The 13,630-nt window shown below is 60.5% G+C and carries 11 protein-coding genes and 3 tRNA genes; 6 read left to right on the forward strand and 8 right to left on the reverse strand.

Annotated elements, in window-relative coordinates:
• Window position 1 precedes the first annotated feature (1 nt).
• Together AAAU26_RS09865 and AAAU26_RS09870 are read right to left on the reverse strand one after the other, a co-directional pair.
• Window positions 2-75, reverse strand: a tRNA-Asp gene (locus AAAU26_RS09865).
• Window positions 76-251: 176 nt separating this feature from the next.
• Window positions 252-327: transfer RNA gene (locus AAAU26_RS09870), tRNA-Trp, on the reverse strand.
• Window positions 328-568: 241 nt separating this feature from the next.
• Here AAAU26_RS09870 and AAAU26_RS09875 point away from each other — a divergent pair.
• The 5 genes from AAAU26_RS09875 (at window position 569) to AAAU26_RS09895 (ending at window position 6,801) form a co-directional block, all read left to right on the forward strand.
• Complete coding sequence (locus tag AAAU26_RS09875) at window positions 569-2,227, forward strand: glutamine--tRNA ligase/YqeY domain fusion protein (protein ID WP_227618932.1); 1,659 nt, start codon at window positions 569-571, stop codon at window positions 2,225-2,227.
• Between the two features lie 42 nt (window positions 2,228-2,269).
• Window positions 2,270-2,662, forward strand: coding sequence for an FMN-binding protein (locus AAAU26_RS09880; protein ID WP_227618933.1), 393 nt, complete (start codon window positions 2,270-2,272; stop codon window positions 2,660-2,662).
• A 66-nt stretch (window positions 2,663-2,728) separates the two neighbouring features.
• Window positions 2,729-3,811 (forward strand): leucine-rich repeat protein, encoded by a 1,083-nt coding sequence (locus AAAU26_RS09885; RefSeq protein ID WP_227618934.1) that lies wholly within the window; start codon window positions 2,729-2,731, stop codon window positions 3,809-3,811.
• A complete protein-coding gene (locus AAAU26_RS09890) occupies window positions 3,795-5,237 on the forward strand; it encodes a vWA domain-containing protein (protein ID WP_227618935.1) in 1,443 nt (480 codons plus the stop codon). The genes AAAU26_RS09885 and AAAU26_RS09890 overlap by 17 nt, the downstream gene beginning before the upstream one ends.
• Window positions 5,238-5,253: 16 nt before the next feature.
• Window positions 5,254-6,801, forward strand: a complete 1,548-nt coding sequence (locus tag AAAU26_RS09895; RefSeq protein ID WP_227618936.1) for an ATP-binding protein — start codon at window positions 5,254-5,256, stop codon at window positions 6,799-6,801.
• 95 nt (window positions 6,802-6,896) lie between these two features.
• Here AAAU26_RS09895 and AAAU26_RS09900 read toward each other — a convergent pair.
• From AAAU26_RS09900 to AAAU26_RS09925, 6 genes are all read right to left on the reverse strand, one after another.
• Window positions 6,897-6,973, reverse strand: a tRNA-Met gene (locus tag AAAU26_RS09900).
• Between the two features lie 162 nt (window positions 6,974-7,135).
• Complete coding sequence (locus AAAU26_RS09905) at window positions 7,136-8,209, reverse strand: DUF4349 domain-containing protein (protein WP_227618937.1); 1,074 nt, start codon at window positions 8,207-8,209, stop codon at window positions 7,136-7,138.
• Window positions 8,196-8,687 carry an RNA polymerase sigma factor gene (locus AAAU26_RS09910; RefSeq protein ID WP_149793524.1) on the reverse strand — a complete coding sequence of 164 codons (492 nt, stop codon included), beginning with the start codon at window positions 8,685-8,687 and terminating at the stop codon, window positions 8,196-8,198. Before AAAU26_RS09910 ends, AAAU26_RS09905 begins: the two co-directional genes overlap by 14 nt.
• Window positions 8,688-8,928: 241 nt before the next feature.
• On the reverse strand, window positions 8,929-9,501 hold the full coding sequence (locus AAAU26_RS09915; protein ID WP_207676816.1) for a hypothetical protein: 573 nt from the start codon (window positions 9,499-9,501) through the stop codon (window positions 8,929-8,931).
• The gene (gene argF / locus AAAU26_RS09920) at window positions 9,501-10,496 is read right to left on the reverse strand and encodes an ornithine carbamoyltransferase (RefSeq protein ID WP_227618938.1); all 996 of its coding nucleotides are present in this window, start codon (window positions 10,494-10,496) and stop codon (window positions 9,501-9,503) included. The genes AAAU26_RS09915 and argF overlap by 1 nt, the downstream gene beginning before the upstream one ends.
• Before the next feature lie 160 nt (window positions 10,497-10,656).
• Entirely contained in the window at window positions 10,657-11,136 is a 480-nt protein-coding gene (locus AAAU26_RS09925) for a deoxycytidylate deaminase (RefSeq protein WP_227618939.1), read from the reverse strand.
• Between the two features lie 254 nt (window positions 11,137-11,390).
• On the opposite strand from AAAU26_RS09925, the gene AAAU26_RS09930 reads away from it, so the two are divergent.
• On the forward strand, window positions 11,391-13,472 hold the full coding sequence (locus AAAU26_RS09930; RefSeq protein WP_227618940.1) for an elongation factor G: 2,082 nt from the start codon (window positions 11,391-11,393) through the stop codon (window positions 13,470-13,472).
• Window positions 13,473-13,630 lie beyond the last annotated feature (158 nt).

Genomic DNA, 13,630 nt, shown 5'->3' on the forward strand with positions numbered 1-13,630 from the left:
GCGACCCGGATCGGGCTCGAACCGACGACCCCCAGCGTGACAGGCTGGTGCTCTAACCAACTGAGCTACCGGGCCATGATCGCTCAAGTGCATCGTTTCTGGCGGTTGACCGCCGGAACGTGTGTTATTATACCTGAGAAACGCGCTGTTGTCAAGCATGAATTTCGGAAAATGTCAAAAAAGTTTGGGAAAGTCTGACATTCAGGGAAAAATACAAAAACAAAACGCACAGAGTACTCTCTGTGCGCTTGTGGCAGGGGTAGTAAGTCTCGAACTCACGGCACGCGGTTTTGGAGACCGCTGCTCTACCAACTGAGCTATACCCCTATCTATCTGTCGCATTCGCTGAATGCTTGATTATTATATAAGATTCTGTGCGGAATGTCAAGCATGAATTTCGCCTTTTTTGCAAAAAGCGGGAGACAGGGAAAGCTTTTTCGCAAAACGACGCCGAAAACAGGTGGAACTTCGGCTTTCCACCTTGAAGGAAAGAGGGAAATAGTGTATTATAAGGGGTATCAAAAGTGTAATTCCGGGCTTGCTATGCCCTGACAGGGGGAACGCCACTATGGCAGATAAAAACTTTTTGACTGAGATCATTGACGCCGACCTCGCCGAAGGCAAAATCAGCGAGATCCATACCCGCTTCCCGCCGGAGCCCAACGGCTACCTGCACATCGGCAGCGCCAAGGCGATCTATATCAACTGGTCCATCGCAAACCAGTACGGCGGCAAGTTCAACCTCCGCCTCGACGACACCAACCCCGCCCGTGAAGGGGAGGAGTATGTCAACAGCATCATCGAGGACCTGCACTGGCTGGGTGCCGACCCCAACGGCGGCATCTTCTACGGCAGCGACTACTTCGACAAGTGCTATGAGTACGCCGAGAAGCTCATCCTCGAGGGCAAGGCATATGTCGATGACCTGACCCGCGACGAGATGCGCGAGTACCGCGGCAGCGACGCAGGCAAGCCCTCCCGTCCCTCTCCGTGGCGCGACCGCACCCCGGAAGAGAACCTCGACCTCTTCCGCCGGATGCGTGCAGGCGAGTTCAAGGAGGGCGAAAAGACCCTCCGCGCTAAAATCGACCTCGCCAGCCCCAACATGAATATGCGTGACCCGGCCATCTACCGTATCAAGTACGCCGAGCATCACCGTCAGGGCAATAAGTGGTGCATCTACCCGATGTACGATTTTGCCCACCCCATCCAGGACGCCATCGAGGGCATCACCCACAGCATGTGCAGCCTCGAGTTCGAGAACCACCGCCCGCTGTACAACTGGGTCATCGAGAACATTTTTGGCACCGAGTTCCCCAAGCAGCGCGAGTTTGCCCGCCTGAACATGACCAACACCGTCATGAGCAAGCGCTATCTGCGTGAGCTGGTGGAGATGGGCATCGTGGACGGCTGGGATGACCCCCGCATGCCCACCCTGTGCGGCCTGCGCCGCCGCGGCTACACCGCTTCTTCCATCTTCACTTTCGTGCGTGAGGCCGGCATCTCCAAGTCCGACAACCTCATTGATATGCGCCAGCTGGAAGCCTGCATCCGCAGCGAGCTGGACCTGACCGCGCAGCGCCGCATCGCCGTGCTGGACCCCGTCAAGCTGGTGGTGGACAACTACCCCGCCGACAAGACCGAGTATTTCGACATCGCCAACAACCCCAACCGTGAAGCCAACGACACCACTACCCGCAAGGTCGCCTTCACCAAGGAGCTGTGGATCGAGAACGAGGACTTCGCCGAGGTGCCGCCTCCGAAGTTCAAGCGCCTGACCGTCGGCGGCGAAGTCCGTCTGATGGGCGGCTATATCGTCAAGTGCGAGAGCGTCGAGAAGAACCCCGACGGCAGCATCGCTGTTATCCACTGCACCGCCGACCTCGAGACCGGCAACGGCAGCCCTGCCGATGGCCGCAAGGTCAAGGGTACCATCCACTGGGTGAGCGCCGCCCACGCCGTGGATGCCGAGGTACGCCTGTACGACAAGCTCTTCACCGAGGCGAACATGAATGCCATCCCCGAGGGCAGCGACTACAAGGATTATCTGAATCCCGACAGCGTTGTCGTCTGCAAGGGCTGCAAGCTGGAAGAGGCTCTGGCCGACGCAAAGCCCGGCGATAAGTTCCAGTTCGTGCGCACCGGTTTCTTCACTCCCGACTCGAAGAACCCCGGCGTGTACAATCGTGTCGTGACCCTGCGCGACAGCTTCAAGCCCGCAAAATAACGAGCGGACCCCAAACATCGCAAAAGGAGCACTTCACAGACCATGAAAAAACACATGACCCGCAACATTATCCTCATGCTGGTGCTGGACGTCATCCTCGGCATCGTGCTGGCCCTCTATATCGCCAACACCGGCACGGTTCCTGCTGCCGATAACGCCGACACCTACACCGACGGCACCTACACCTCCAGTGCGCAGGGCTGTCTGAGCGAGGTGGGCGTTACCGTGACCATCACCGGCGGCAAGGTGACGAATGTTGTGATAGATGCTTCCGGCGAGACGCCGGAGCTGGGCGGCAAGGCGGCAGAGACGCTGTCGGCCTCCCTGCTGGCGGCTGGCTCGACCGTCGGAGTGGATGCTGTCTCCGGCAGCACCATGACCAGCGACGCGGTATTTGCGGCAATGAACGATTGCCTTGCACAGGCCGCACAGTGATGAAGTTTTGAACGGAGCTGCTGCACGGCGTGCCTGTGCGGCAGCTTTTTTGTGAGCGAGGTTCTTATGATACTGGATATTCTGCCGCTGGCGGGCGGCACGGCCCGCCTTGTGCGGGTGTACGGAGGCGAGCCCTGCGTAAAGCTGCCCGGGGCTGTTCCTGCGCCGGAAGGGGAGGGCCAGTGGCCCATCACCGAACTGGGAGATTACTGTTTTTCTGAAAAGCCCCGGGGTCTGCCCGGACCGGAAAAGATCTGCCGCTATGAGCGGGCCGAGGACGGCAAGCTCTGTCTGACCCGTGCTTTTGGCCGGGATGTGAGCGGCAAAGAGCGGTACAGCTTTGACTTCGACGCCCCCGCCGCCCCGGCGCAGGACGACGAGCTCCACCCCATCTGCGGGAACTTCCTCGAAGAAGTCACCCTGCCGGATAGTCTGCGGGTCATCGGCAGCTGCACATTCTACAACTGCCGCAGGCTGCGCCGCCTGACTGCCGGGACAGGAGAGCTGACCATGGGCAGCGATGTCTTCCTCAACTGCTTTGCGCTGGAAGACCTCGTCATCCGCGCTACGCCCGAGCAGGCCACCGGCCTGTTCGCCCTCGTGGGCAGCATCACCGAGGCCGTGCGGGCGCTGTTCTGGCCGGTGGGGGAGGCCGCACCCCGGGCGGGGCTGTGGTATCCCGCCTACTGGGAGGACATCGAGGAGACGCCCGCCCACATCCTGCTCCACACCTTTTCGGGGCAGGGCTACCACTACCGGCAGTGCTTTCTCGAAAATAAGCTTCTCCCGGCGGAGTACGACGCCATCTTCCCGCAGGGCCACGACGCCGACGACGCTTCCGTGATGGCGATGCTCTGCTTCGACCGCCTGCGCTGGCCGTGGCAGCTGAGCGATGCCGCCCGGGATGCATACCGGGACTTCCTCAAGACCAACACCGGGCGGGTGCTGACCCGTCTGCTCAAGGCGCAGGACACCGAGGGCATCAAAGTCCTGCTGGCGCTGGATGTGATGGATACGGATGCCTTTGCCGAGGGCGCTGCCCTCGCGGCCAAGGCCGACAATGCCGAAGCTGCCGCCCTGCTGGCCGACGCAGAGCACAAAAAGCGTGCCGCTGCGCCCCAAAAGAAGAGGTATGATTTTGATTTCTGAGAAGGAAAAGTTTTTTGACCCCCGCAAGCCCTTCCAGTCGGCCCGGCCTGAGACTCACGAAGAGTGGCAGGCCCGGATGGGCGGCGAGGTGCTGGCCGTGGTGCGCAGCGGGCTGTATCTGGACTTCCGCTTTTTAGACCAGGCCCTCTCGGCCCTGACGCCCACCGCCGACGAGCGGTGCGGTGTGCTGGCGACGGATGGGACCATCCTCTGCTACCAGCCCAGCGCCCTGCTTCGGCTCTACCAGAAGAACCCCAAATATCTCAACCGGCTCTACCTCCACACGGTGTTCCACTGCATCTTCCGCCATCTCTGGCTGCGCGGCAAGCGGGACAAACGCCTGTGGGACCTTGCGTGTGACATTGCGGTGGAGAACGTCATCGACGGTCTTGGCCGCAAGAGCGTCCAGCGCCCCCTGACGTGGGTGCGCCAACACGCCTATGAGGAGATCATCGCGCAGGAAAAAGTGGTTGCTGCAGCTCCCATCTACCGCTGGCTGGTGCGGCAGACGCCCGGCGTGCTCCGCCAGCTGGAAAAAGAATTCTACACCGACGACCACCGCCTCTGGCCCAAAGATGCCCCCGAACAGCCTCAGCAGATGCCTGCGCCGCTGCCCCAGAGGACGTGGCAAAAAATCGGCGAGCGGATGCAGACAGAGCTGGAACTCCGGGACAAAGAGGCCGGTGAGGGCGCGGATGCCATGCGGGAGCAGATCAAAGCCGCAAACCGCAGCCGCCGCAGCTACGGCGACTTCCTGCGCCGGTTCTGCGTCACCCGGGAGGAAGTCCACCTCGACCCGGACGAGTTCGATTTGAACTTTTACACCTATGGCCTGTCGGTCTACGGCAACCTGCCCCTCATCGAGCCGCTGGAGACCCGGGAGAGCAAGAAGATAGAAGAGCTGGCCCTCGTCATCGACACCAGCTACTCCACCTCGGGTGAGCTGGTGCGGGCCTTTCTGGCCGAGACGTACACTCTGCTGAAGGGCAGGGAGAATTTCTTCCATCGGATGAATCTCCACCTCATCCAGGCCGACAACGCGGTGCGGCAGGATATTCCCGTCAAAAACGAAGACGACCTCATCCGTGCCATGAACCATTTCGAGCTGCGGGGCGGCGGCGGCACCGATTTCCGGCCCGCCTTCGAGTACGTCAGCCAGCTCTGCGCCGAGAAGAAGTTCTCGAACCTCCGGGGTCTGCTCTATTTTACCGACGGTATGGGTACTTACCCGGCCCGACGCCCGGCTTACGACACGGCATTTCTATTTCTGGGCGACCGCTTCGACGACGCCAATGTGCCGCCCTGGGCGATGAAAGTAGTGCTGGACGAAGAAGAATTTACCGGTGAGGCAGCCCGCAGCGCCTCGGCCCTGTCCGAAGCGCTGGCGGAGGAAGACGACCTCTACCGTGACCTCAACAATTCGTGATAACGAGGGAAAGAATATGAACATCAAACGAGCCAAAGAAGAGATCGAGCATACCGTCAAAGCGTACCTCGCCAAAAATGCTCTGGGCGAATACGCCATCCCGGCCATCCGCCAGCGCCCTATCCTGCTGATGGGGCCTCCGGGCATCGGCAAGACCCAGGTCATGGAGCAGGCGGCGCGGGAGTGCGGCGTGGCGCTGGTGGCCTATACCATCACCCATCACACCCGCCAGAGCGCCGTGGGCCTGCCCTTCATCCGTCAGCGCAACTACGGCGGCCGGGACGTCTCTGTGACGGAGTACACCATGAGCGAGATCATCGCCAGTGTCTACGCCAAGATGGAGGCCACCGGCCTGAAAGAGGGCATCCTCTTCATCGACGAGATCAACTGTGTCTCCGAGACGCTGGCCCCCACCATGCTGCAGTTTTTGCAGTGCAAGACCTTCGGCAATCAGGCCGTGCCTGCGGGCTGGGTCATCGTGGCGGCAGGCAACCCGCCGGAGTACAATAAATCTGTCCGCGATTTCGATATTGTCACCCTCGACCGCGTCCGCCGGATGGACATTGAGCCGGATCTGCCGGTCTGGAAGGACTACGCCCGTGCAGCCCACATCCACAGTGCTATCCTGAGCTATCTCGAACTGCACCCCCAGAACTTCTACCAGATAAACGCCGACGTGGACGGCACCCAGTTCGTCACCGCCCGCGGTTGGGAAGACCTCTCCAACCTGCTCAATACCTATGAGTCGCTGGGCCTACAGGCCGATGAAGAGCTCATCCGCCAGTATATCCAGCACCAGAAGATCGCCGAGGACTTCTCGGCCTACCTCGACCTCTACTACAAGTACCGTGACGACTACGGCGTGGAGGACATTCTGGCCGGTCAGGCCAAGCCTGCCGCTTTTGCGCGGCTGCTGCAGGCCCCCTTCGACGAGAAGCTGAGCCTCGTGAACCTTATCCTGTCCGGCCTCGAGACGCGCTTCTCTGCCTCCCGGCGGGCAGACGCTGTGGCCGACAGCTGCTATGCCTTCCTGCGGGAGACGAAGAAAGCCTTTGCCGAGATGCCCGCAGAGCTGGCACAGGAGCCGAACTGCTGGGCGCAGCTCTTTGACCAGATGACCGCCGACTACGAGGCTGAGACCCAGAAAAAGCGCACCGCCGGTCTGCTGGATAAGCCCACGCTGGAAGCCCGCTTGCAGACTGCCAAGACCCTGCGCAGCTGGGAGAAAGAGCTTCTGCGCGCCGCCGCGCCGGACGCGGACGCCGCCTTCAAGGTGCTGCGCACCCAGTTCGGCACCCTGTCGGATGCCCGGGACACTGCCCAGCAGGCGGCCAGCGCCGCGCTGGAAGCGGCCTTCGACTTTATGGAGCAGGCATTCGCCGAAAGTCAGGAGATGGTGGTCTTCGTCACCGAACTGACCCTCTCGCCCGCCGCCCATGCGTTCATTGCCGAAAACGGCTGTGAGCGGTATTTCCAGTACAACAAAGACCTCCTGCTCGACCACCGCAAGGCGGCCCTGAATCAGGAGCTGGAAGCCGAACAGCGTCGGCACGGGATGCTGTAAAAGATATAAACGCAAACGAGAGGCCGCACAGCTGTGCGGTCTCTCGTTTTGTGTGCAAAAAAGAAAAAGCATCTTGATAAAATCAAGATGCTTGGTGGTTGCGGGGGCCGGATTTGAACCAACGACCTTCGGGTTATGAGCCCGACGAGCTACCAGACTGCTCCACCCCGCGATATTTACTTTTTGCTGTCGGCCTCTCGCTGACTGCTCAAGTATAATACCACAAGGCGGGGAACTTGTCAAGCGTTTTTTCAAAAAGAATATGACTTTTTCGAAAAGGCCGCTGCCGGAAACAAAAAGCGCCCCATTCCGGGGCGCTTCGACAGATCGAATATCACTTGCGGGTGCGGCGGCGCACGAAGCGGACGACGAGGGCGGCTGCGGCCAGAACGACCAGCACGGGCCAGACGCCCACGACCCAGACCGTCAGCTGCTGGATGCCGGAGACGAAGCCCGTCCAGCCATTGCGGAGGGCGCTGGACAGCCGGGAGAGGTAGGATTCCTCAGTGGGGGTGTATTCCTTCACCTCGTCCAGCGAGAGGTAGACCGTGGAGCAGGACACCTGCTGGCTGTACCAGTCCAGCTGCGACTGCCAGCTCTCGATCTGGTACTGGACGTCGCTGAGAGAAGATTCGATCTCCAGTAGATCGGAGAGGTTTTCGGCGCTGGCCTGAAGCTCCTGCAAACGTGTGCGCTGGGCCGTCAGGTTGGAGAGCCGGGCCTCGATGTCCATATACTGGGTGGTGACGTCCTGCACCTGCTCGCTCTTGTCCACGAGGTTGCCCGCCTGCGCGGCGGCTTCGAGGAAGCTCGCGTAGTTGTCCTGCGGGACGCGGATGGTGAGGGAGAGGGTGCGGCTCGAGCCGGTGTAAGAGGATTCATTGCTGGATTCCAGATAGCCCCCGGCGGCGCTCACGGCGTCGGTGAGGGCGGTGCGGGCGGCGTCAAAGTCCTTGCTCTCGATGGTGAGGTTGGCCGTGTAGATGAGCTTTGTGCTTGTCTGCGCGGCCTCGGCGCTGAGGGTGCCGGTGCCGCCTGCATCGCGGTCACTCATGGCATCGGCGCTTCCACCGGCCGGGACGGCCATCTTGGGTGCGGCAAGGGCGCTGTTCACGTCGTCCATCGAGTAGGCGGCGGCGTAGGAGGCCGTCTCAGGGGCAGAGCTGAGGGCCGCGCCGCCCGCAGGCAGCAGGCTGAAGGGGGAGTGGACTGCCGCATACAGACCAACGCCGCAGAGCAGGCCGCAGGCGGCGATGCTCAGAGTCTTGCGGGGAAAGTGGATGGCTTTTTTCGGTTTCCTGGCGGGTTTCGGCGCCTCTTCTGCCGGCTGCATGGCGAGGAGCTTTGCTTTCAGGTCGTCCGAAGCGTGAAGGTCGTCTACCTCCATCTTGTACTCATACCACCTCATCTTCGATCTCCTCCTTCAGCATCGTATGTAACTGTGCGCGGGCGCGGCGAAGCCAGCTGAGCACCGTGTTGGTGGGTGCGCCCAGCATCCGGCCCACCTCGGCGGCGGTGTACCCCTCGTAGTAGTGGAGGTAGACCGCGTTGCGGTAGTTCTCGGGCAGGGCGCGCACGGCGTCCAGCACACTGCCGTCTTCCATCTGGTCCGGAGCAGGAAGATTCTCGTCCAGCTCGGTGTCCTTCTGGCGGGCGGCGCGGGTCAGGTCGTGGCAGCGGTTGATGGTCACACGCAGCAGCCAGGCTTTCAGGTGTTCCTCGCTCTCGAAGCGGCCATTGTAGCACAGCAGCTTTTCGAAAACATCCTGCACCACATCTTCCGCATCGGCGGTGCAGCTGCAGTTGTGCATGGCAGCTCGGAACACCGTGTCACTGTATCGCTGCACGGCCAGCGCAAAAATCTCGTTTTTGGTCAGCTGTCCCATAGTTCTATGCTCCTTTGATGTCCTGTGTACAGCAGGACCCGGTGGAAAAATTATCTTTGATTGGGGACATTCACCCTGTATACGGATGAGCGGCCCCGATTATTGCAGTTTATGGTGCAGAGCGGAAAAATCTTCCGCCCGGCATCGTACAAGGTACCCAAAGTATAACATGAATACGCCAAAAACAAAAGGGCCATTTGCCGCCATGTTTTGGCAAATGACCCTGAGAGCTTCTGTTCAGTTATCGGTAGAGCCGCTGGAAGAGGGCTACCCGCTCGGAGAGATAGGTCTCGGCCCGGGGATGGTGGAGCCAGCGCTTGCCCGCCTTGTCGCAGGCGAGACGGTGGCCCAGCGCGGCGGGGCAGGCGTCTATCTCTTCCACGTCCCGCATGGTGAGGGTGAGGCTCAGCGCCGCCGGAGCGTCCGGCAGGGGAGGGAGCGGGTCTTCCCAGACGAAGGGCGGCAGCAGCTGGACGGCGTATACCGTCCGGGTGCATTCTTCGGTGAGCAGCAGCGCGGCGGGCGCACCATCCGGCATGACGTGCAGGGAGGAATAGAGCAGCTGCAGCTGCGCCGGGGCCAGCAGACGGGCAGAACCTGCCTCTTCGTCGGGGGAGAGGGTGAGAAAATCCGCCGCCTCGTCGGCGTAGATGCGCCGGGCCGGTGCGCGGAACTGCGCATACAGCGCGGGCAGGGCAAACACGCCCTCCCGGTCTAAGGCCCGCTGCAACAGGCAGTAAAACTCCGTCAGCGGGTGGGCCGGGTCGGGCTGCGGCATCCCGAAATCGGGGCGCGAAACGTGTCCTCCGCCCATCAGCCGTTATAGCCCAGCGTGGCCGCCATGACAGCCTTGATGGTGTGCATCCGGTTCTCGGCCTCGTCGAAGACGATGCTCTGGGGGCCTTCGAAGACTTCGTCGGTGACCTCCATCGCGTCGCGGCCAAAGCGCTCGCCCATCTCCCTGCCCACGGTGGTCTTGTGGTCGTGGTAGGCGGGCAGGCAGTGCATGAACACGGCCTTGGGGCCGGCGATATTCATCAGGTCCTGGTTGATTTGATATGCGGCCAGGTCGTTGATGCGTTCGGCCCAGACCTCGACCGGCTCGCCCATAGACAGCCAGACATCGGTGTAGAGGACGTCTGCGCCCTTTGCGGCCTTGGCAGGGTCTTCCTCGAAGGAGATGGTCGCACCCGTCTCGGCGGCGGTGGCCTTGCACTGCTCCACCAGTGCAGCGTCCGGCTGGTACTTCTTGGGGGCGCAGGCGGTGAAGTTGAGGCCCATCTTGGCGCAGCCCACCATCAGGCTGTTGCCCATGTTGTAGCGGGCGTCGCCGAAGTAAACGAAGTTGATGCCCTTGAGGTGGCCGAAGTGCTCCCGGATGGTGAGGAAGTCGGCGAGGATCTGGGTGGGGTGGAACTCGTTGGTCAGGCCGTTCCACACCGGCACACCGGCGTAGTGGGCCAGGTCTTCCACGATGCTCTGGCCGTAGCCGCGGTACTCGATGCCATCGAACATCCGGCCCAGCACCCGGGCGGTGTCGGCGATGGACTCCTTTTTGCCGATCTGGCTGCCCGACGGGTCGAGGTAGGTGACTTCCATGCCCAGGTCGTGGGCGGCGACCTCGAAGCTGCAACGGGTGCGGGTGGAGGTCTTCTCGAAGATAAGGGCAATGTTCTTGCCGCGCAGAGCATCGTGGAGGATGCCGGCCTTTTTCTTTGCCTTCAGGTCGGCGGCGAGGTCCAGCAGACCTTCGATCTCTTCGGGAGTGTAATCGAGAAGCTTCAAAAAGCTGCGGTTCGTAAGATTCATTGTATATATTCCTCTCTATGCGCCAAAATTTGAATATTTATACTTTCACAGACCCTATTATAATACAGAGCAAAGGTGGGGTCAAGAGGAAGCACTTGACGCACCTGTCAAAATTGCGATCCAATGCAAAAATCAAGGTGCTATGAAAAAATTTAACATCTTACAACTCCAGCTCCGCCTTCCGCCCGCTGGGCTGGTAGGGGGTGAGCCGGACGCCGGCCTTTTTGAACATGAACCGCGCAGCTACGCTGGAATCGGTGTCGTGGTACTTGTCGCTGTAGTAGACGACCTCGGCGATGCCGGACTGGATGATGGCCTTGGTACACTCGTTGCAGGGGAAGAGGGTGACGTACACCCGCGCGCCCTTGAGGTTGTTGTGGGCGCTGTTGAGGATGGCGTTCAGCTCAGCGTGGCAGACGTACATATATTTCGTATTCAGCGGCTCACCCTCCCGCTCCCACGGCATAGCGTCGTCGTCGCAGCCGATGGGCATACCGTTGTAGCCCAGAGAGAGGATCTTGTTTTCCGGGCTGACGATGCAGGCGCCCACCTGACTGCTGGGGTCCTTGGAGCGCATGGCCGTGAGCAGGGCAATGCCCATGAAGTATTCGTCCCAGTTGATGTAATCCGTGCGTTTCATCGTGTGGTGCTCCTTGTTCTGCATAAAAATTGGGTTCGGTGGCCCTATTATAGCGTGCTACGGCAGCTTTTACAATAAAATATTTGCCCTCAAGGCAAAATGCACAAAACAAAGCTGGGAAGTTTGGCAGGGTAAAAGCCGAAAATTTCAAATGAAATATTCAAAAATCGTTTGAAGTGTGGTATTATCTTTGTAAAATATGCCACAAAAACAGAGAGAATGCTCTGTGCGGCGGAAATGAGGGAAAAACCGATATGAAATACGCAAGCAACAACATCCGTAATATCTTGATCGCAGGCCATGCCGGCAGCGGCAAAACGACGCTGACCGAGGCATTGGTCTATTTTTCGGGCGCTGCCGAGCGTATGGGCCGGGTCGAGGACGGCACCACGATTTCGGACTTTGACCCCGAGGAAGCAAAGCGGAAGGCCAGTCTGTCGGCATCGGTCGTGCCGGTGGAGTATGAGGGCATCAAGTACAACCTCATCGACGCTCCGGGCCTGTTCGACTTTGAGGCAGGCGAGTACGAGGGCATCCGTGCAGCCGAGAGTGTGCTGGTGTGCGTGTCGGGCCGCAGCGGCGTGACCGTCGGTGCGGAAAAAGCGTTCCAGCTGGCCCGCAAGAACGGCAAGGCAACGATGGTCTTCGTCTCGAAGTGCGATTTGGAGAACGCGAACTACTTCAAGATTCTCGAGGACATGAAGATAAAGTTCGGCTCCACCGTCTGCCCCTGCGTCGTCCCGGCGAAGCTCGACGACGGCACCCCCGTGTACATCAATCTGTTCAGCCAGAAAGCCTTCAAGTATGAGGGCGGCAAGCAGGTGCAGGTCGATCTGCCCGACATCGGCCACCGCTTCCAGGGCCTTATCGAGGCTATGAGCGAGGCCATCGCCGAGACCGACGACGAGCTGATGGAGAAGTTCTTCGGCGGCGAGGCATTCACCACCGAAGAGATCGTCGATGGTATGCGCAAGGGCGTCAAGGATGGCCTCATCACCCCTGTGTTCTGCGGCAGCGCTGTCAACCAGCAGGCTCTGGATATGCTGCTGTACAATATGCATAAGCTGCTGCCCAGCCCGGAGCACAACAGCGTTCTGGCTGAGGATGCCAACGGCGAACCCGTCGAGCTGACCTGTGCAGAGAGCGAGCCTACCGCTGCCTACGTCTTCAAGACTGTGGCCGACCCCTTCGTGGGCAAGCTGAGCTATCTGCGCGTCGTCAGCGGTAAGATCACCGCAGGCGCTTCTCTCGTCAACGCCCGCACCGGTGAGACCGAGAAGATGGGCAAGCCCCTCACTGTTATGGGCAAGAAGCAGACTGAGGCCGAGAGCATCGGTGCCGGTGACATCGGCGCTGTGGCAAAACTGGTCAGCGCAAAGACCGGCGACACCCTCTGCGACGCTTCCCGCGTGGTCAAGCTGCCCGCACCCGTCTTCCCGAAGCCCAGCCTGTTCATGGCTGTCACCGTCGCCAAGAAGGGCGACGAGGGCAAGATCAGCAGCGCTTTGGCCCGTCTGATGGAAGAAGACCCCACCCTGAGCTACGTCAACAACGCCGAGACCCATCAGCAGATCATCGGCGGTCTGGGCGAGCAGCACCTCGACGTGGTCAAAGCCAAGCTGAAGAATAAGTTCGGCGTGGAAATTGGCCTCGAGGCTCCGCGTATCGCTTACCGCGAGTCCATCCGCAAGGCCTGCCAGAAGCAGGGCCGTCATAAGAAGCAGACCGGCGGCCACGGCCAGTTCGGCGATGTCGTCATCAACTTCGAGCCCTGCGACAGCGAGCAGGTCGTCTTCGAAGAGAAGGTGTTCGGCGGCAGCGTGCCGAAGAACTTCTTCCCGGCTGTTGAAAAGGGTGTCCGCCTTGCCGCTGAGAAGGGTGTGCTGGCCGGTTATCCTGTGGTCGGCCTGAAAGCCACCCTGCTGGACGGCAGCTACCACCCCGTGGACAGCTCCGAAATGGCCTTTATCATGGCTGCAAAGCTGGCTTATAAGGCCGCAATGCCCGAGGCTGGCCCTGTCATCCTCGAGCCTATCCACACCCTGAAAGCTCATGTTCCCAACGACAATACCGGCGACATCATGGGCGATGTCACCAAGCGCCGCGGCCGCGTGTTGGGCATGGAGCCCGACGAGGACGGCTTGCAGACCATCATCGCCGAAGTGCCTCTGGCTGAGCTGGCCAACTTCACCACCTTCATCCGTCAGACCACCCAGGGCCGCGGCTGGTTCACTACCGAGTTCGCCCGCTACGAGATCCTGCCTGAGATGCTGGTTCCCGCCGTGGTCGAGCAGGCCAGGAAGCTGGGCAATCTGGATGAATCCGCAGACGACTGAATAAGACATTTTCCAAGCCCTGTCGGCACTTCCCTCTGTCGGCGGGGCTTTTTTGCGGCCTTTTTGGCCCGCAGGGCGGCAGTTTTTATTGACAAGGCCGCGGCTTGCTATTATAATGAATAGGTCAAAATGGCATTCGTGTGCGGTTTTATGTTTTA

Origin of the sequence: Faecalibacterium longum, from assembly GCF_040094125.1 — a bacterium.
Classification (GTDB): Bacteria; Bacillota; Clostridia; order Oscillospirales; family Ruminococcaceae; genus Faecalibacterium; species Faecalibacterium longum.

Coding starts and splice junctions, on each gene's coding strand:
- AAAU26_RS09895 (WP_227618936.1), top strand. CDS start 5,254: ATGAACATCAAACGAGCCAAAGAAGAGATCGAGCATACCGTCAAAGCG.
- AAAU26_RS09890 (WP_227618935.1), top strand. CDS start 3,795: ATGATTTTGATTTCTGAGAAGGAAAAGTTTTTTGACCCCCGCAAGCCC.
- AAAU26_RS09885 (WP_227618934.1), top strand. CDS start 2,729: ATGATACTGGATATTCTGCCGCTGGCGGGCGGCACGGCCCGCCTTGTG.
- argF (WP_227618938.1), bottom strand. CDS start 10,496: ATGAATCTTACGAACCGCAGCTTTTTGAAGCTTCTCGATTACACTCCC.
- AAAU26_RS09915 (WP_207676816.1), bottom strand. CDS start 9,501: ATGGGCGGAGGACACGTTTCGCGCCCCGATTTCGGGATGCCGCAGCCC.
- AAAU26_RS09930 (WP_227618940.1), top strand. CDS start 11,391: ATGAAATACGCAAGCAACAACATCCGTAATATCTTGATCGCAGGCCAT.
- AAAU26_RS09880 (WP_227618933.1), top strand. CDS start 2,270: ATGAAAAAACACATGACCCGCAACATTATCCTCATGCTGGTGCTGGAC.
- AAAU26_RS09910 (WP_149793524.1), bottom strand. CDS start 8,687: ATGGGACAGCTGACCAAAAACGAGATTTTTGCGCTGGCCGTGCAGCGA.
- AAAU26_RS09905 (WP_227618937.1), bottom strand. CDS start 8,209: ATGAGGTGGTATGAGTACAAGATGGAGGTAGACGACCTTCACGCTTCG.
- AAAU26_RS09875 (WP_227618932.1), top strand. CDS start 569: ATGGCAGATAAAAACTTTTTGACTGAGATCATTGACGCCGACCTCGCC.
- AAAU26_RS09925 (WP_227618939.1), bottom strand. CDS start 11,136: ATGAAACGCACGGATTACATCAACTGGGACGAATACTTCATGGGCATT.